Genomic DNA, 17,046 nt, shown 5'->3' with positions numbered 1-17,046 from the left:
GGAGCACGGGGTGACGGTCAACGCGGTCGCCCCGGGCCCGGTGGAGACCGCACTCTTCCGCGCGCAGCACCCGGTGGGCGGCGCGGAGGAGACCAGGGTGCTGCGCTCCGTACCCATGGCCCGCTTCGGCCGCCCGCAGGAGGTCGCCGCGGCCATCTCCTTCCTGCTGGGCGAGGACGCCGGCTTCATCACCGGCCAGGTGCTCGGCGTGGACGGCGGAGGCAGCCTTTCCGGCCGCTGAGGAGCCGGGCGTGCACGGTGGTGTCCCAGGCGACGGACGGACCGGGTGCGGGGGACACGGGCGGAGCGCGGATCGCGCGTGCCTTCGGCTGCCTGCTGCCACGCCGCCCGGCCGCGTCCACCGCGGCAGTCACGCCCTCGGTGACGCCGTGACGCTCCCCGGGCCGCCGTCCGCGTGGGCGGCGCCGCGCGGCACCGGCGGCCGGTGCCCGGTTCTCGGCACGGCACACGCCAAGGGGCCGGCGCCGTCGTGCAACGGATGACTCCCCGCACGGGCGGCGGAAGGGACACCTGCCGGTGCCCACACCCGGGGGACGCGCACGGGCACCTTCGGCGGTTGCCGGGCCACCCGGGCCCCCGGTGTCTCACATCACGTCGGCGAGCCGGTCCACCTGGTCCGGGTCAAGGCCGTAGCAGTAGAGCACGACCTCATCGGCGCCCAGGTCGGCGAGGGCGGTGATCGACTCACGGATCGCCGCCCGCGTCGTCAGGAGACCGGCGGCCATCCGGTCGGCCGCGCCGGTGAAGGCGTAATAGCTCAGCAGGGCTTCGCGCGCCTCGTCGAGCAGCCGCTGCGGGCCGAGCGCGACGTTGAGCTGGGCGACGAGCCGGGGCCGGCCCTCCCTGCCGTGCTCCCGCCAGGCCTCGCGCACGGTGTCGAACAGGCCCGCGACCATCGGCACGGGCGCGGCGGCCAGGTAGCCGTCGGCCCACCGTGCGACGCGTTCGAGGGCGGCGGGCTGGAATCCGCCCAGCAGGACCTCGGGGCCGCCCCGGCGGGAGGGGCGCGGTCCGATCGGGCCGATGCCGTCGCTGTGGTCCGCGCCGGACCACAGCCGGCGCATGACGGCCAGCTGCTCGTCCAGGCGGCGGCCCCGGGTTCGCATGTCGGCGCCGACGGCCGAGTAGTCGTCGGCGCGGGTGCCGACGCCGAGGCCCAGTACGAGCCGGCCCCCGGTCATCCGGTCGATGGTGGCCGCCTGCTTGGCCAGCAGGACCGTGTCGCGCGTGGGGGCGAGGAGGACCTCGGTCTGTACGCGGATGCGCGAGGTGGCACCCGCGAGTACCGCGAGCGCGGCCAGGGGTTCGGGATTGTCGTAGACCACCCGGTCGAGCAGGCCCAGTGAGCTGAACGGACCGGCATCGGCCCGCCGGGCCCAGGCGGTCAGCAGGCTGGGATCGCCGATGGGCAGGCCGATGCCGATGTTCATGGACGGGGCTCCTTCTCTGGGGACGGGATCGGAGTGCGGCGCGGCCGGGGTCAGGTGACCGGCGGCAGCGCGGGGCCGGTGGTGCCGAGCTGTTCCTGGGCGACGATCTGTGGGATCGGCCAGGTGACGCCGGGGGGCGGCCAGGACTGGCCGGTCGCCTTGAGGAACTCGGCGGGCGGTTCGTACAGCGGCGGCTGGGTGCCGTCGGGGATCATGCTCTTCCAGGTCACCCCGCTCGTGCGCTCCTTGAACTCGTCCTTCATGCCCTGGAGCAGGTCGGGCTGTTCGATGAGGTCGACGGCGGAGGCGGCCATGTAGCGTGCGGCGGAGAGCATGGCCTCGTGGCCTATGTGGGTCGCGGCGGTGGCGGTGACACCCCAGTTGTGGTTGGGCAGTCCGGGCGGGTAGGCCGCCGCGAGCAGCGTGGCCGTCGGCGCCTGCCAGCTCACGTCGGCGGCGTCGGTGGCCAGTCCGCCGGTGTAGTTGGCGGCGGGCGGCGCGAGCGGGGTGATGGTGGTGGGCATGCCGGTCTCGGGCTTGCCCAGCGACTTCTGGATCGCCTTGGCCAGGGCGTGGTCGTCCTCGGTGAACTGCGGTGCGCCGATCCGCCGCATGTTGTCGTACACCAGCTCGGCGCCCGCCTTGTTGGCGAGCAGGTTCCAGGTGGCGGAGTGGAACTTGTGCACGAGCCGGGTCTGGCTCGCCTGGGCCGCGGCCTTGGCGCAGTCCACGATCTTGTCGTAGAGCACCTGGGCGCGGGCCGGGCTGCCCTCGCGGACGTAGTACCAGATGGAGCACATGTCCGGGGTCACATTGGGGGCGCCACCGCCGTTGATGACGGCGTAGTGGAAGCGGCCCGAGGGCGCGACGTTCTTCTCCCGCAGGTACTCCGACATCGTTGCCATCAGCAGCGCGCCGTCGAGACCGCTCTTGTTGCCGAGCGGGGTGCCGCCGTGGCCGGAGGCACCGAGGAACGTGAAGGTGGCCGACAGCAGCGCGCTGGTGGTGTTCCAGAAGGGCATCGTGACGTTGAACGGGTGCCAGTCGAGGACGGCGTCGAGGCCGTCGTACACCCCGGCCTTGACGGCGTAGGCCTTGCCGACGAGCTGCTCCTCGCCCGCGCTGCCGAAGAGTTTCACCGTGGCCTTGAGGCCGTGCGCCTCGACGGCCTTGCTGACGGCGACGGCGGCGGCGGTGGCGGCGCCGCCGAGCAGGTTGTGGGCGTCGCCGTGGCCGCCGCCGTACGTCGGGCCGTAGGCGTCGTAGTTGTAGACGAGCGGGTCGTGCGTCGAGGCGCCCTTCTTCTGGGAGAGGCCGGGCAGGGCGTCGTACTCCGCGCTGAAGCCGAGCACCGGCCCGCCGGAGCCGTAGGTGGCCACGAACGCGGTCGGGAAACCGGCGGAGCCCCATGTGACGCGGAACCCGTTGCGCTCCAGCAGCGCGGCGTGGGCCTGTGCGGACTTCCACTCCCGCAGGGACAGCTCCGCGTGCTGCCAGACCTCGTCGCTCAGCTCCGTGATCGTCCGGCTGTTGGAGGTGATCCAGGAATCGGCGGTGGTCTTGGCGGGTGTGTCTCCGGCGAGGCCGGTGGGGGCTTTGTAGCCGGTGGGCGAGACGCCGGTGCGTTCGTCATGGCCCAGCGTCGCGGCGAGCACTGGATCGGCTTGCAGGACCGTGGCGGTCGTGGCGGTGGCGCCGAGTCCGAACATCTTCAGCAGGCGCCTGCGGCCCACATAGGGCACGTCGTTCATCGCGGCCTTTCTCGACAGCGCGGTAGTGACATTGCGGAAGTCATGATGCTGTCGCGCGATGCCCGACACAAGGAAGTGTTGTCACTATGGGCAAGCACATGAGTTAATATGTGATACATGTTGCCCGCATGTTCGACGGTGCGGTATGGTCCGGCCCCTTGCGCCGCACGTCGAGCACGGTCGGATCGCAGCGGTGACCGGTGTCGACGACACGGGCCCCTACCTCCCGGTCACCGAGCTCGGCCCTCGCTCGGGAGACGGAGCCCTTCGCGCGGCCGTCCGGGAACGTCACGCGCGGGGATGCGGTGTCGTGAAGATCATGGCGAGCGGGGGGCGCCATGACACCCGGTTGGCTCCGCACGCCTCGCAGTACACCGTCGACGAGCTGCGCACGGTGGTCGAGGATGCGCACCAACCCGGTTCTGCGCGTGGCCGCGCACGCGCACGGCAACCGGGCCGTCCTCGACGCCGTGGAGGCGGGCGTCGACACCCTGGAACACGTCAGCTTCCTCACGCCCGAGGGCTGCGATCCCAGCGATGAGGTGCTGACCGCGATCGCCGGTGGCACGGTGTTCGTCAGTGGGACACTGGGCGCCGATCCGAAGGCGCCGGGCACGCCGCCGATGGCCATCGCCGCGCAGCTCGGCCGTATCCACGCGGGTTACGGAGCGCTGCACGCACGCGGCGCCCGCCTGGTGGTGGGTTCCGACGCCGGGATCGCCCCGTTCAAACCGCACGACGTGCTGCCCCACGCGGTGGCCGAACTCCGCGGACTGGGCCTCTCCGCCGGGGCGGCGCTGTCCACCGTCACCGCGCTGGCGGCCGAGGCATCCGGACTCGGCGACCGGAAGGGACGGAACCGCGCCGGCTACGACGCCGACCTCCTCGTGCCGGAGGGTGATCCGGCGCTTGACGCCGCTGCCCTCCTGAACGTCGCCGGCGTCTTCCGGTCCGGAGTGCGCGTGCGCTGACGACCTGGGCGGAGTCCGTCACGACGCAGGACCGGGCCATGCGACGGTCGTCTCCCGCGGCGCACGGCCGTCGGGTGGTCGTGTACGGCTCCGGCCACCGGGTTCGCCCGGCGGCCGGTCCGGCATCGGCACGCTGCCGCGCCTGCCGTCACGCCTGTTTGATCGCCGAGATGTCGAACCGGAGCCTGACCTTGTCGGAGACCAGGACACCGCCCGTCTCCAGCGCCGCGTTCCAGGTCAGGCCCCACTCCGAGCGCAGGATCTCGGCCTTGCCCTCGAAGCCGACGCGCTCGTTGCCGAACGGGTCCTTCGCGGCGCCGTTGAACTCCAGGTCGATGGTGAGCGGCTTGGTGACGCCGAGCAGGGAGAGCTCGCCGGTGATGCGGTAGTCGTCGCCGCCCAGGGACTCGGCCTTGGTGGAGCGGAACGTCATGACCGGGAACTCGTCGATCTTGAAGAAGTCGGACGACTTCAGGTGGCCGTCGCGGTCGGTGCTGCCGGTCTCGACGCTGTCCATCTGCACGTCGAGCGTGGCGGTGGACTTGGCGGGGTCCGCGCCGTCCAGGTGCAGCGAGCCGGTGAAGTCCCGGAAGCCGCCCTTGACGTTGGTCACCATGGCATGCCGCACCACGAAACCGATCGTGCTGTGGGACGGGTCGATCGCGTAGTCACCCGTCAGGTCCGAGATGTCCGGGCTGTCGAAGGTGCTCATGCAAGTACTCCAGAAAGGTTCCAGGGATCATGTGCCGAGGTCTGTAAACATACCGGCATGACTTTTGAAGTTTCAATCACTATCTGTCATCTTTCTTCACAGACTAAGTCATGTATGTTGGACATGCTATGAAAGAGTCAGTCAGTCTCCATGGTTCACCTACGCTTCCTCCAGGTTGCCCGAGGTGACAGTGGGACCCTCCAGAGGTGTGCCCATGGACGATGCGACCCCTCCGCCGTCATTGTTCGGCCGCGCCGAAGAGCTGCGCAGGATCGAAGCCTTCCTGAAGCGGTCCCGGCGCCAGGGTGACTCCCTGTTCCTCTACGGCGAGCCGGGGGTGGGCAAGACCCGTCTGCTGGACGCCGCCGCCGACCTCGCCTCCGCACAGGGCGTACGCGTCATCCGGGCGACCGGCGTGCAGTACATGGGGGACGTCAGTTACGGAGTACTCGCCGAACTGCTCCTCCCGATGGCCTCGGCGCTCACGGAGTTGGACAACGTGTTCCGCGACGCGCTGCTCGCGGCCTTCGGCATGCTGACCGGCCCGATCCCACGACGGCTGGTGATCCTCAACGCGTGCCTCGCCCTGCTGCGCCGCCAGGCCGAGTCGGGCCCGTTGCTCCTCGTCGTGGACGACCTGCCCTGGGCGGACGGCCCCAGTGCGGTCGCGCTCGGTTTCGTGGCCCGGCGGCTGACCGGCAGCAGGGTCGGTCTGATCACCGCCGCACGCAACGACGAACGCGACCACTTCCAGCGCAGCGGGCTGCCCGCCCTCCAGGTCAGACCGATCGACCTGACCGCCTCGGACGAACTGCTGCGCGCGGCGTTCCCCCATCTGGTGCCTGGTGTGCGGTACCGCCTCGTCACCGAGGCCCGCGGCAATCCGCTGGCCCTGCTGGAACTGCCCGCGGCCCTGAGCCCCGACCAGCTGTCCGGCGTCGCGACGCTGCCGGACGTGCTCCCGCTCACCCGTCATGTCGAGTCGGCGTTCGCGGCACGCATCGCGCTGCTGCCTTCCCGGACGCGGGAAGCCCTCCTCGTCCTCGCCCAGGACGGCACCGGTGACCTGCGGATCCTCCAGCGGGTCGTCGGCGCCGAACCCGCCCTGGAACATCTCGCACCGGCGGAGAGCGCGAAACTGGTCAAGGTGGACCTCGCCTCGCGGCAGGTGGAGTTCCGTCACCCCCTCGTAAGCTTGGCGGTGGTGGAGTGCGCCGAGGAAGCCGGGTTGCGCCGGATCCACCGTCTGCTCGCCGACCTGTTCACCGACGATCCGGAGCGCCGTGCCCGGCACCTCGCCGAGGCGGCGAGCGGGGCCGACGAATCGGTCGCGAACGCGCTCGAGCAGGCCGCCCACCGCAAGCTCCGCCGCGGTGACGCGGCCGGTTCGCTGTCCGCTCTCGTGCGCGCCGCGCAGTTCAGCACCGCCGCCGACGACCGCTGCCGACGGCTGGCCCAGGCCTCCTACCTGGCTGCCCACCTCACCGGTGACCTGGGCACCGCCACGCGTCTGCTGGCCGAGATCCGCACTGTCGGTTCACGGTTCGGCGGCTCGCTGCACTCGGCCGCGGCCGCCGCCTACGTGCTCGTCAACGGTGACGGCGACGTCGAGGCGGCGCACACGTTGCTCGTCGCCGCCATCGAGAACGGCGACCACGGCTATGACGCCTCCCGCACCGACCTCGTCGAGGCACTCCACACACTGCTGATGATGTGCTGGTTCGCCGGCCGGGAGGACTACTGGCCGCCGCTGTACGCCGCCATCGAACGGCTCCGGCCGCGGCCCCCGGAGCTGCTGCTGCTCATGAGCAGGACCCTGCCCGACGCCGCCCGCACGTCGCCCGGGCAGCGGCGGCGCCTGGCCGAGCTGATCGACCGCCAGCAGGAGTGGCGGGAGCCGCATGAGCTGGTCCGCCTCCATACCTCGGCGATCTACCTGGATCTGCTCGACGGCTGTCGCGCGCGGGCCTGGACCCTCGTCGAAAGCGGCCGGTCGGGCGGTGCCGTGCGCAGCGCGCTGAGCGCGTTGCTGCACCTGGGCCTCGACGACTTCGCAGCCGGGCGCTGGGAGGAGGCCGAACGGCTGGCCGATGAGGGCCTGGCACTCGCCAAAAGCCATGGCTATACCTTTGTGACCTGGTTCTTCTACCTGCACAAGGCCCTGCTGGCCGCCGTCCGCGGCGACGCGGAGGCGGACCGGTGGGCCGATGAACTCACCCGTGTCACCACCGCCCGCAAGGCCCACGGCGCGGCTCGCACCGCACACCACCCCAGAGCGCTCACCGCCGCCGGACGCGGGGACTGGGAGGCCGCCTACCAGCACGCCTCCCGGCTCAGCCCCGCGGGCCGGCTGGCCCCCTACACCTCCCACGCCCTCTGGGTGGCTCTCGATCTCGTGGAAGCGGCGGTGCGGACCGGCCGCACCGCGGAGGCAAAGGCGCACACCCGGGCGATACGGGAGGCGGAACTGCCGGACCTGTCGCCCAGGCTCGCCCTGCTCACCCTGGCCGCCGAAGCGCTCGCCGCCCCTGCCGAAGAGGCGCTTGCCCTGTTCGAGCGCGCGGTGTCGGCCCCGGGCGCCCATCACTGGCCGTTCGACTACGCCCGCGTGCAGTTCCTCTACGGTGAGCGGTTGCGCCGCGACGGCGACGTGGCCGAAGCCCGCTCACACCTCAGCACCGCCCTCGCCATCTTCCAGCGCCTCGGCGCCACCCCCTGGGCCAACCGGGCAGGTGCCGAACTGCGGGCCGCCGGCCGCAATCATCCTCTGCCGATCGTCGGCGGGAGGGGTAGCGGCAGTCTCACGGCCACGGAGGTGGAGATCGCCATGCTTGCCGCCGAGGGGCTGACCAACAAGCAGATCGGCGAGCGGCTCTACCTCTCCCACCGGACGGTGGGCACCCACCTCTACCGCATCTTCCCGAAGCTCGGCATCACCTCCCGTGCCGCGCTGAGGGACGCGTTGTCGCAGTGAGTACCACAACGGGCACGGCCGGATCAGTGGAAACGCGCCCCTCTGCCCACCTCGCCGTACGGGTCCGCCGTGTAGTCCGAGGGCTTGGTTTCGTCGACGCCCTCCGGCGCCCGCACCGCCCTGAGCAAGGGGGTGAGCGCCACCGTGGCGACGACGTTCAGTATGAAGGCCGTGAGGCCGATGTAGCCACTCGCGCCGATGCCCGGGATCTCCGCGGCGTTGCCGGCGAAGTGCTTCCGCGTCGGTGATGCCGTCCCGTACGCCGCCACCGTGCCGTACACCATGCCCGCGGCCCAGCCGGCCAGCAGCGCCCAGCGGTGGAACCAGCGGGTGAAGAGACCGCCGACCAGCGCGGGAACGGTCTGGAGGATCCAGATGCCGGCGAGAAGCTGGTAGTTGATGGCCACGGTGTTGTCCATGGTCAGGACGAAGATCAGTGCGCCGGCCTTCACCAGCACGGAGGCGATCCTCGAAACGTGGGTCTCCTGCTCGGCCGTCGCGTCCGGCTTGACGAACTCCCTGTAGACGTTGCGGGTGAACAGGTTGGCCGCCGCGATCGACATGACGGCGGCCGGTACCAGCGCGGCCACGCCGATCGCCGCGAACCCGACGCCCGCGAACCATGCGGGGAAGAGATCCTCGAACAGTTGCGGTACCGCCAACTGGGCATCGGACACCTTGACTTGAGCCGCGACCGCCAGGAAACCGAGCAGTGCGAGCAACCCCATCATCAGCGAGTACAGTGGCAGCAACGCGGTGTTGCGGCGAACCACCTCACGACTTCGGGAGGACAGGGTCGCGGTGACGGCGTGCGGGTAGGCGAACAGCGCCAGCGCGGAGCCGAGGACCAGCGTCGCGTACGTCCACTGTCCCCGCTCCGTGGGGACGAGTGCGCCGCGCGGCAGCCCGGTCCCCGGACCGGCCTCAGCGAATGTACGGCGAACCTCGGCGAACACATGACCGAAACCGCCGAGCCTGAAGGGAACGTAGACGATCGCCACAAGGACCACGACATAGATCAGCAGGTCCTTCACGAAGGCGATCAGGGCCGGCGCGCGCAGCCCGGAGGTGAGGGTGCAGGCCGCGAGCACGCCGAAGGCAACCAGCAGGGGCAGATCCCTGACGACCGTGAGGGTGTCGCTCCCGCCCCCCAGTCCCATCACGTCCAGCACGGCGCGCAGCCCGACCAGTTGGAGTGCGATGAACGGCATCGTCGCCAGGATGCCGGTGACCGCCACGGCCAGGGACAGAGCTCTGGAGCCGAACCGGCCACGGACGAAGTCCGCCGTGGTCACGTATCCGTGCCGGTGGGAGACCGACCACAGGCGCGGCAGGAAGGTGAAGACGAGCGGGTAGACGAGATTGGAGTAGGCGATGGCGAAGAACCCGGGCCAGCCCGTCGCGTATACCGCTCCTGGCACGGCCACGAAGATGTACGCGGTGTAGAGGTCGCCGCCCAGCAGGAACCAGGTCACCCAGGTGCCGAAGGACCGTCCGGCGAGACCCCACTCGTCCAGGCTCTCCTCGTCGGCGGTCCGGCGCCACCGTGCAGCCAGGAATCCCATGACCAGGACGAGCGAGAAGAAGCAGAGGAAGACGCCGAGCGACACCGGGTTCATGGCACGGCTTGCATACCGCGCATTCCTGGTCTGTCCAGCATATCCGGCCACAGGGCGATCAAGTGGTCAGACTCTGCCATGATGTCACCGACCTAAGTCATGTGATGTCACCTCACCCATCGAGGAGGCATTAGCATGAGTGATGCTTCCAGCGACTTTTGTCGAAAGGTTACTTATGACCAGGAACTTGGTCCGTGCCGGCCTCGCCGCAGCGGCGGTCGCGGGACTCTCGCTGAGTGCCGCGGCGGTGCCGGCCTCCGCCACCCCGGCCGGCCCGGGCGTGACCGGAACCATCATCTCCAAGACCACGATCGGCTCGAAGGACTACATCCTGCGCCGCATCACCCTGCCGCCGGGGCAGAGCACGGGCTGGCACTACCACGACGGTACGCTCATCGGTTACGTCGAGCAGGGCACACTGAGCCACTTCGACGCCTCGTGCGCCTCGGACGGCGTCTACAAGCAGGGCCACTACATCAAGGAGCCCGCGGGCGCGGACCACGTGCACATCGGACGCAACCTCGGCACCGTCCCGGTCGTTCTCGACGTCCTCTATGTCCTTCCCCACGGCGCGCCGTTGTCGGAGGACGCCCCCAACCCGGGTTGCGACTTCCAGTGACCGCCGCCGGGTCCCGTCCCTCCCCCGCACGGGGGAGAGCGGACCCGGTGTGTCTCAGGCAGTGACGTAGCGCACCGAGTGCCCCTTCTTGATGCGTCGGGCCTCACCTCTCGCGACGAGCCCCTCCAGGGTCGTACGCACCACAGTGGCCTTGATGGCCCGGTCAGGTTGTGTCTCACTCAGTGCCGCCGCGACGTCACCGGCGGAACAGGGGCCGGGCCGCTCGGCCAGATGGGCTCGGATGAGACTGACCAGGGTCGGCACGCGTTGTTTCCGCCCGGTGGCGCCCCGTCCGCCCGGGGCGCCACCCGTGGCGTTCTCCCCGGGGGGCGCGGGCGCGTACTGGAGGGGTATGTCGCTCTCCAGAGCCTGCCGCATCGTCATGAGAACGGCGTGATCGCGCCGCAGGGCACCGAGGCGGGCTTCGAGCTGCTCCAGCTCGGCACGGACACCGTCCTGTTCCTCGGCGTTCCGCTCAAGGTCGTTGGCCAACTGGGCACTGTAGTGCGTCACCAAGTCCGTGGTGGTCGTCGCCTCGGGTCCGGGCATGCGGCACCTCCTTGGGTCGGCTCCGAGTGCTGGTCACGCTCCGTAGGTGAATCCCGGACTGCCGCCAGAGACAACGAACACCGGTCTCCGGGCGTCAGCGCACGAACTCAGTGTGACATTCCTTGGTGAGATGCGCAGCAGTACGGACACAGGAATCCGACAGTCTCATTCGATGAGGTGAGTCAGCTCATCCCATGTCACCTCTGCCGCTTCCTGTCCCTCGGGCACGAGGTGATAGGTCTCAAGGAGCCATTCGGTGATGGCATCGGCCGGTATCTCGAAGAGAGCGGTGTGGGGGTCGCGCCCCACCTCCACCCACAGGAAACACCCGTCGGCCCCGTCATTCTCCGGCCACACGGTGACATCGCCCTCGCCCGCGCCGCCCGTCAGCCCGTCGGCGAGCAATTCCCGTGAGAAGACCCACCGCACCGGATGCTCACCCTCCGAATCAAGGATCAGCGTGACGGCGTACGGATCGCGTACGTCGTAGGAGAACTCGCAGGAGATGATCACCGGAAACCGCTTGGCGACCCAGTACGTAGCGGTGGAGGCGAGGTGCACTTTTCTCATTCCGCCCACCGCCGCTCCGGCCATGAATGGAAGGGGTGGTATTTCACTGTTTCCGGCTGTGTCATCTGCTCGCTTCCCGCTTCTGGAACAGGGTCGCCCCGCACTACCCCGTACCGCTCCTCCATGATGCGAGCCGCGTCGGCCCCTTCGCATACGTCATCTGACGGTGATGGCCCAGGCGACGCGGGCGTGCGAAGCGGCGCCGCCGACCGCCTTGCGGGCATCTGCCTGAAGCCTGGTGTCTGCACGTTGACTGCACCATGAAACATATGAAGTAGCATGATCTCAAACCTAAGTCACTTGAGTACTCATGTGACGTGTCCGGAGAGGCTGGATGATGCCAACAGAAACGTACGATTACATCGTGGTGGGAGCCGGTACGGCCGGATGTGTGCTGGCGGCCCGGCTGTCGGAGACTCCGGAGGTACGCGTCCTGCTGATCGAGGCGGGGAGCGCCGAACCCCTCGACCTGATGGCGGTTCCCGCCGCCTGGCCCGCCCTGATGGGCTCCAACGCGGACTGGGCCGACCGCAGCGTCCCACAGGAGGGCGCCGGCGGGATGGTGATCCCTCTGCCGCGCGGGCGGGCCCTCGGCGGCAGTTCGTCCATCAACGCCATGACCTTCCTGCGCGGGCACCGCTCCAGCTACGACGCCTGGGAGAAGGCCGGCGCGACCGGCTGGACGTACGACGAGCTCCTTCCCTACTTCAAGCGCAGTGAGAACCTCACGGGCGTACCCGGCCGTGACCCCCGCTACCGCGGCATGGAGGGGCCGCTGCGGGTCGCTCCCGCCGCCCGGCCCCACCCGCTGTCCGAGGCGTTCCTCAAGGCGGTGCGGCAGGCCGACCACCCGATCACCGAGGACTTCACCAGTGGTCTGGAGGAGGCCTTCGGCTGGGAGGACCTGACCATCGTCGACGGTCTCCGGCTGGACGCGGCCACCGCGTACCTCCGCCCTGTCGTCGACCGGCCCAACCTGACCTTGGTGACCGACGCCCTCGCCCACCGGCTGACCTTCGACGGCGAGCGGTGCACGGGCGTCGAGTACGGAATCGGCGAACGGCGGCACAGCGCGCGGGCCACACGGGAAACGGTGCTGACCGCGGGCGCGCTGGGCTCCGCCCAGCTGCTGATGCTCTCCGGCATCGGCCCGGAGGAGCATCTGCGCGAGGTGGGCGTCGAGCCGCGGCTGAACCTCGCCGGGGTGGGGTCGAACCTCCAGGACCACCCCTTCACCGGTGTCGTCTACCAGTCCTCCCGGCCGGTTCCGCCGTCGATGGGCAACCACGGCGAGGTCGCGGGCCTGATCCGCACCGACCCGGCCCTGGACGGCCCCGACGTCCAGCTTCAGATGGTGGACGTGCCGCTGCGCGAGGACACTCTGCCCGGCCCCGCGATGGACCAGGGCTACATGCTCATGGTGGCGCTCATGCGGCCGTTCAGCCGGGGTACGGTCCGGCTGACCGACGCGACCCCCGGCAACGCGCTCGTCGTCGACCCCCGCTACTACACGGACCCCCGGGACGTCGACGCCCTGGTGCACGGTCTGCGCACGGTCCGGGAGATCGGCCGGACCGAGGCACTGGCCGAGTGGCGCGGCGAGGAAGCCCTGCCCGGGGCTGACGTCCAGGACGACGAGGCCCTGCGCGCCTACGTCCGCCGGAACATCCGTACGTACGCGCATTACAGCGGCACCTGCCGTATGGGCACCGACGACGGCGCCGTTGTCGACCCGCAGCTCCGCGTGCGGGGCGTCGAGGGGTTGCGGGTGGCCGACGCCTCGGTCATGCCGACCATCGTGTCCGCCAACACCAACGCCACGGTGTTCGCGATCGCGGAGCGAGCGGCGGACCTGCTGCGCGCCCGCTGACGGATGCGACGGCCCGAGCACGGGCCCGTTCCAGTGTTTCCTCCTCGCCGGCACTCCGGCCGTCACCCCAAAGGAAATGACACATGTCCGAACCCCTCGCCCTGGACGACCCGCCCCCTTCGGCACCGGTCTCGCCGTCCGGCCTTCTTGCCGAGCTGACCGCTGCCCTGGAGCAGGACGCTGCCGCGGGCAAGTGGACGCCGACTGCCCTGGAGAAGAGCCTCGCGCGGCACATCGTCGTGGGCTCGGCGGGTGCTCTGCGACTGACCCCGGCCCTTCTGCGGTCGGCCCTGTGGGAGGGCAGTACCGCGCTGGTCCACGAGAACGGGGGGCGATTCGGTTCACTCCTCGGTCTGTCTTTCAGCGTGGCCGAGTCGTCGGAGCCGGATCGTGACGGCGCTCTCACCCGGGTACGGGACATGATGGAACGCGCGCCTTTCATCGGTCCAGGCAGCGCCTGACCCCTTCTGTCGCCGCGCGGGATTCCGAGCTGCGCAGCCGTGAGCCACGGCTTCCGGGTGACTTTCCGTTTCGCCGGGTCACCGTTTCGCGAAGAGATAGTGAGCAGTGAAGTGACCGACACATCAAGCGCGCCGGCCCCCTCCGAGGAGGTGTACGGCGAGCATGTCTTCTCGCATCTGCGTCCGGACGAGGCCGAGCGCCTCGAAGCACTCGCCCACGCCCTGGACGAGAACACGTTCCAGCGTCTTGGGCGTCTGCCCCTGCGGGAGGACTGGCACTGCCTGGAGATAGGAGCGGGACTCGGGACCACCGCCCGCTGGCTGGCGGCCCGTTGCCCGCGCGGACGAGTCGTCGCCACCGACATCGACACCCGGCTCTTCCCCGACCTCGACGGCAGGAACGGTTGGGAGGCGCGGGAACACGACGTCACGCGGGACGAGTTCCCCACGGGCTCCTTCGACCTCATCCACGCCCGCTGGGTCTTCTCCCACCTGCGCAGTCGGGACGCCGACCTCGCGAGGGTCGCCCGCTGGCTCAAGCCGGGAGGCTGGCTCGTCGTCGAGGACCTGGCCCAGTTCCCGCTGGAGTCCTCGCCCAACCCCCTCTACCGCAAGGTCAGCCTCGCCATGTGCGCCGCCGTCCAGGCGCGGATCGGCACCGACTGCACATGGGCCCGTGACCTTCCCCGAGTTCTCGCGGCGGCGGGCCTGACGGCCGTCGGGATGGAGGCATCGGCGTCCTCGGTGGGCCCCGGCCCGATGGGCCGCTTCTGGCGGCTCAGCGCCGAACAGCTGAGGTCTGATCTCCAGGACCTCTTCCGCATCACCCCTGCCGAACTGGACCGTTTCCTGACCCAGGTCAGCGGTGGAGAACTCACGGACCTGTGTCTGGGCACCGTCGCGGCCTGGGGACGGGCTCCGGCGCAGCCTGTTGTCGCATAGGTCCTGCGGGGCGTGTCCTCGCGAGGGCCCGCGGGTCCGCTCGCGGGATGTACGGAAGGACCACCCGGATTCCCGTTCGTACCCGCCTGCTGCCCGCACCGGCCGGCCGCGCTCGCGGGCGCGTTAGCCTGCGCCTGCGCCGGCAAGCCGCGCCGGGCGCATGCTGATGTGAAGTGGGAAACATGAATGCCTGTCAGGTGCCGCAGCCGAGCGGGGAACCCACGCCGGGGCGCGACACCGGGAAGGAGCCCGGGACCCCGGGCCGTACCGGCGCGGAGACCGCCCTGTGGAACGAGCCACTGCCCTGGGTGGACGACGTGTCCGGTACCGGGGTGGTCACCGCTCCGCCACCGTCGGAGCCACTGAGCGGGTCCGTGCGCGCGCCCGCTTCCGGCGCGGACGCGCGACGGCCGGCCTCCACGCCCCCCACCGGCCGGAAATGGTCGCGCAGGAAGGGGCCGATGGCCATCGGGGCAGGCCTCGTCGGCACGGGCGTGATCGCGGTGGCCGCGGTCCTGGGCACCCAGCACGGCGAGGACCGGGCCGCGGCGGCACCGGCCGTACACGTCGGCACAGACGGACCGGTCCCGGTCTCGTCGGGAGTCTCACCGCCGAAGACCTCGCCCTCGCCCGACCACGGACCGTCCAGCTCCGCCGACCCCGCGCAGACCGGTGGCCAGGGCGCGCGGTCCACAGCGCCGTCCCCGCGCACGACGCCCGTCGGGGGGCACGGCGACACCCGTTCCTCCGGGCCACGCACCACTCCCCCGGCGCACTCCCGGACACCGACCGCCACGGCCACCCCCGTCCGCGAACCGTACGTCGTCCAGGCCACCGCCGTGCTGAACCCGGGCCAGTCCCTCCCGGGAGGCAAGGCGACGCTGGCCATGACCGGGGGTGGCGACCTCGTCGTCACCGACGAGCGGGGCGTCGTCCGCTGGGCGTCCCACACTTCGGGCTCCGACCTACAGACGGTCTTCCAGGACGACGGCTGCATGGCGATCTACGATCCGCAGGGCACCGTCCACTGGTCGTCGTACACCAACGGCCACCCCGGCGCGGTCCTGGTGATCACACCGGACGGCAACGTGCAGATCAAGCTCGGCGACACCGTGCTCTGGCAGACGGGCACCGGGCATTGAGCAAGGGACCGGGCGGCCCGGCGGGCGGCACGGACGCCGGGCCGCCCGGCACGCGCATGGTCGCCCGCCGGGCCGGGAGTTCCTGGCTGGTCCACCCTTGGGGAGCCTTCGACCAGCGGTCCTGGATGTACGCGGCCGGACTGGCCCACGACCCCGAGCACACCCTGGTCGTCGTCGACGTCCCGCAGGGCGCCTCCGCCGGCTTCCTGCACGACGTGGTCCGGGCGCTGCCCGCCGGCGCGGCGGGCCTGCGGGTCGTGTTCGGCCGTACGCCTCCCGGCGGCGCCGCGCAGGCCGGGCGGTGGCTCGCCGCCCGCACGGGCCGGGTCGTGGTGACCGCGCTCGGCCGGCCCCGGCCCACCGCGGAGGGCGCCCTCTTCGTCGAGGCCGGACAGGGACCGGGTTGGACGCGGTACGACCCCGGTGGAGGCACTTCGGGGGAGGGTCGGCGCTTCCCCTGCCCCGAGTGGGAGCAGCACCTGCCCGCGGACGCGTGGTGGGTGAGCAGACACACGCTGGCCGAGCCGGTCCCCGCGGGACTGTGGCTGCGCCCGGCCCGGGTGACACCTGTGTTCCCGCGGCACCGGGCACTGCTGACGACCCGTCTGAGCAGCAGGCCGGACGCGGTCACCGTGGTCGTCGGCGCACCCGGGGCCGAGGCCGTACCGCTGGCCGATGTCACACGGTTGTGGTGGACGCTCCCGGACCAGGTCAGGACCGTCGCACGGTTCGCCCCCTTCGGCCCGGTCACCCTGCCGGCGGGCATGTCGCTCGGCACGGCGCTGGCCGAGAAGGCCGGGAGGGCGGTACGCACGTACAACGGGCTGCCCATCGGCCCGGGCTCCCGGCCCGACACCGCGGGGAAGGTGGTGGCGGTCGGCTCCGACGGCTCCCCCGGACGCATGGTGATGGCCCGGGAGTCCGTCCAGTTCCCGCCGCTGCGGGCCGGGGAGCACCGCGAACCGCTGGTGACGGGCCATCACTGGCCGTTGCGCGGACTCCCGTTGCTGCGCCTCGGGGTCTACCGCCACGGTCCGGACGCGGTGGTGGAGGTGACGCCGAGCGGCCTCTGGATACGCGGTCGGCGCGAGCGGGCCGGCGCGGCGTCTCCGTCCGTACCCGTGGACGAGCGGCACGAGCTGGTGCTGTACGACAGCGGAGACACCCGCCTCGTCGGCGAGTTCCGCCGGATCGCCGGGGAACTCGCGCACATGGTCTCGGCCGAGTACGGCGTGCCGGTTGTGGTACGGGGCGTGGACACCGGCCGGGTGGACGAGCCGTAGCGGCCGCCGCCGCTCACTTTCGCCAGGAGAACGCGGTGGACGCTGTCATCGACAGGTAAGCACAGGAGCACCAGTAGTGAGTGACATTCTCGTCGTCGGTGGGACATCGGGTCTCGGGCAACGAGGTCGCAC

16 protein-coding genes are annotated in these 17,046 nt (G+C 70.8%); 9 read left to right on the top strand and 7 right to left on the bottom strand.

The window, feature by feature from the left end:
• The coding region (locus IE294_RS33275) for an SDR family oxidoreductase (RefSeq protein ID WP_189892312.1) at positions 1–241 on the top strand (241 nt) is incomplete at its 5' end.
• Positions 242–605: 364 nt separating this feature from the next.
• Here the strand turns inward: IE294_RS33275 and IE294_RS33270 are convergent.
• Positions 606–1,451 (bottom strand): LLM class flavin-dependent oxidoreductase, encoded by an 846-nt coding sequence (locus IE294_RS33270; RefSeq protein WP_189892311.1) that lies wholly within the window; start codon positions 1,449–1,451, stop codon positions 606–608.
• 50 nt (positions 1,452–1,501) lie between these two features.
• Positions 1,502–3,202 carry an amidohydrolase gene (locus IE294_RS33265; protein WP_189892309.1) on the bottom strand — a complete coding sequence of 567 codons (1,701 nt, stop codon included), beginning with the start codon at positions 3,200–3,202 and terminating at the stop codon, positions 1,502–1,504.
• A 338-nt stretch (positions 3,203–3,540) separates the two neighbouring features.
• On the opposite strand from IE294_RS33265, the gene IE294_RS33260 reads away from it, so the two are divergent.
• Positions 3,541–4,173 carry an amidohydrolase family protein gene (locus IE294_RS33260; protein ID WP_268252825.1) on the top strand — a complete coding sequence of 211 codons (633 nt, stop codon included), beginning with the start codon at positions 3,541–3,543 and terminating at the stop codon, positions 4,171–4,173.
• Between the two features lie 148 nt (positions 4,174–4,321).
• Here IE294_RS33260 and IE294_RS33255 read toward each other — a convergent pair whose 3' ends face one another.
• Complete coding sequence (locus tag IE294_RS33255) at positions 4,322–4,885, bottom strand: YceI family protein (protein ID WP_189892306.1); 564 nt, start codon at positions 4,883–4,885, stop codon at positions 4,322–4,324.
• Between the two features lie 214 nt (positions 4,886–5,099).
• Between IE294_RS33255 and IE294_RS33250 the strand changes: the two genes are divergently transcribed.
• Complete coding sequence (locus tag IE294_RS33250) at positions 5,100–7,859, top strand: AAA family ATPase (RefSeq protein WP_189892304.1); 2,760 nt, start codon at positions 5,100–5,102, stop codon at positions 7,857–7,859.
• 23 nt (positions 7,860–7,882) lie between these two features.
• Here IE294_RS33250 and mctP read toward each other — a convergent pair whose 3' ends face one another.
• Positions 7,883–9,478 carry a monocarboxylate uptake permease MctP gene (gene mctP / locus IE294_RS33245; protein ID WP_189892302.1) on the bottom strand — a complete coding sequence of 532 codons (1,596 nt, stop codon included), beginning with the start codon at positions 9,476–9,478 and terminating at the stop codon, positions 7,883–7,885.
• Positions 9,479–9,653: 175 nt separating this feature from the next.
• Here mctP and IE294_RS33240 point away from each other — a divergent pair, with 175 nt between their 5' ends.
• Entirely contained in the window at positions 9,654–10,097 is a 444-nt protein-coding gene (locus IE294_RS33240) for a cupin domain-containing protein (protein WP_058084767.1), read from the top strand.
• Positions 10,098–10,151: 54 nt separating this feature from the next.
• On the opposite strand, the gene IE294_RS33235 is transcribed toward IE294_RS33240, so the two are convergent.
• Both IE294_RS33235 and IE294_RS33230 read right to left on the bottom strand, forming a co-directional pair.
• Positions 10,152–10,646 carry a hypothetical protein gene (locus IE294_RS33235; RefSeq protein ID WP_189892300.1) on the bottom strand — a complete coding sequence of 165 codons (495 nt, stop codon included), beginning with the start codon at positions 10,644–10,646 and terminating at the stop codon, positions 10,152–10,154.
• Positions 10,647–10,811: 165 nt separating this feature from the next.
• Complete coding sequence (locus IE294_RS33230) at positions 10,812–11,240, bottom strand: SsgA family sporulation/cell division regulator (protein ID WP_229917531.1); 429 nt, start codon at positions 11,238–11,240, stop codon at positions 10,812–10,814.
• Between the two features lie 313 nt (positions 11,241–11,553).
• Between IE294_RS33230 and IE294_RS33225 the strand changes: the two genes are divergently transcribed.
• The 3 genes from IE294_RS33225 to IE294_RS33215 all read left to right on the top strand — a co-directional run bounded on the left by IE294_RS33225 (position 11,554) and on the right by IE294_RS33215 (position 14,489).
• Positions 11,554–13,086, top strand: coding sequence for a GMC family oxidoreductase (locus IE294_RS33225; RefSeq protein WP_189892324.1), 1,533 nt, complete (start codon positions 11,554–11,556; stop codon positions 13,084–13,086).
• Between the two features lie 83 nt (positions 13,087–13,169).
• A complete protein-coding gene (locus IE294_RS33220) occupies positions 13,170–13,547 on the top strand; it encodes a hypothetical protein (RefSeq protein WP_189892298.1) in 378 nt (125 codons plus the stop codon).
• A 111-nt stretch (positions 13,548–13,658) separates the two neighbouring features.
• A complete protein-coding gene (locus IE294_RS33215) occupies positions 13,659–14,489 on the top strand; it encodes a class I SAM-dependent methyltransferase (RefSeq protein ID WP_189892296.1) in 831 nt (276 codons plus the stop codon).
• 193 nt (positions 14,490–14,682) lie between these two features.
• On the opposite strand, the gene IE294_RS33210 is transcribed toward IE294_RS33215, so the two are convergent.
• The gene (locus IE294_RS33210) at positions 14,683–14,958 is read right to left on the bottom strand and encodes a hypothetical protein (protein ID WP_189892294.1); all 276 of its coding nucleotides are present in this window, start codon (positions 14,956–14,958) and stop codon (positions 14,683–14,685) included.
• On the opposite strand from IE294_RS33210, the gene IE294_RS33205 reads away from it, so the two are divergent.
• On the top strand, positions 14,951–15,631 hold the full coding sequence (locus IE294_RS33205) for a hypothetical protein (protein ID WP_189892292.1): 681 nt from the start codon (positions 14,951–14,953) through the stop codon (positions 15,629–15,631). The genes IE294_RS33210 and IE294_RS33205 overlap by 8 nt on opposite strands.
• The gene (locus tag IE294_RS33200) at positions 15,628–16,914 is read left to right on the top strand and encodes a hypothetical protein (RefSeq protein WP_189892290.1); all 1,287 of its coding nucleotides are present in this window, start codon (positions 15,628–15,630) and stop codon (positions 16,912–16,914) included. Before IE294_RS33205 ends, IE294_RS33200 begins: the two co-directional genes overlap by 4 nt.
• Positions 16,915–17,046 lie beyond the last annotated feature (132 nt).

It is taken from the genome of Streptomyces canarius (assembly GCF_014650735.1).
Lineage (GTDB): Bacteria > Actinomycetota > Actinomycetes > Streptomycetales > Streptomycetaceae > Streptomyces > Streptomyces olivaceoviridis.
This window is presented reverse-complemented; position numbering and strand designations above follow the sequence as displayed.

Bases quoted from the DNA above. Each gene is read 5' to 3' on its own strand.
- IE294_RS33270 (WP_189892311.1), bottom strand. From the start codon at position 1,451: ATGAACATCGGCATCGGCCTGCCCATCGGCGATCCCAGCCTGCTGACC.
- IE294_RS33265 (WP_189892309.1), bottom strand. From the start codon at position 3,202: ATGAACGACGTGCCCTATGTGGGCCGCAGGCGCCTGCTGAAGATGTTC.
- IE294_RS33260 (WP_268252825.1), top strand. From the start codon at position 3,541: ATGACACCCGGTTGGCTCCGCACGCCTCGCAGTACACCGTCGACGAGC.
- IE294_RS33255 (WP_189892306.1), bottom strand. From the start codon at position 4,885: ATGAGCACCTTCGACAGCCCGGACATCTCGGACCTGACGGGTGACTAC.
- IE294_RS33250 (WP_189892304.1), top strand. From the start codon at position 5,100: ATGGACGATGCGACCCCTCCGCCGTCATTGTTCGGCCGCGCCGAAGAG.
- mctP (WP_189892302.1), bottom strand. From the start codon at position 9,478: ATGAACCCGGTGTCGCTCGGCGTCTTCCTCTGCTTCTTCTCGCTCGTC.
- IE294_RS33240 (WP_058084767.1), top strand. From the start codon at position 9,654: ATGACCAGGAACTTGGTCCGTGCCGGCCTCGCCGCAGCGGCGGTCGCG.
- IE294_RS33235 (WP_189892300.1), bottom strand. From the start codon at position 10,646: ATGCCCGGACCCGAGGCGACGACCACCACGGACTTGGTGACGCACTAC.
- IE294_RS33230 (WP_229917531.1), bottom strand. From the start codon at position 11,240: ATGGCCGGAGCGGCGGTGGGCGGAATGAGAAAAGTGCACCTCGCCTCC.
- IE294_RS33225 (WP_189892324.1), top strand. From the start codon at position 11,554: ATGCCAACAGAAACGTACGATTACATCGTGGTGGGAGCCGGTACGGCC.
- IE294_RS33220 (WP_189892298.1), top strand. From the start codon at position 13,170: ATGTCCGAACCCCTCGCCCTGGACGACCCGCCCCCTTCGGCACCGGTC.
- IE294_RS33205 (WP_189892292.1), top strand. From the start codon at position 14,951: ATGGCCATCGGGGCAGGCCTCGTCGGCACGGGCGTGATCGCGGTGGCC.
- IE294_RS33210 (WP_189892294.1), bottom strand. From the start codon at position 14,958: ATGGCCATCGGCCCCTTCCTGCGCGACCATTTCCGGCCGGTGGGGGGC.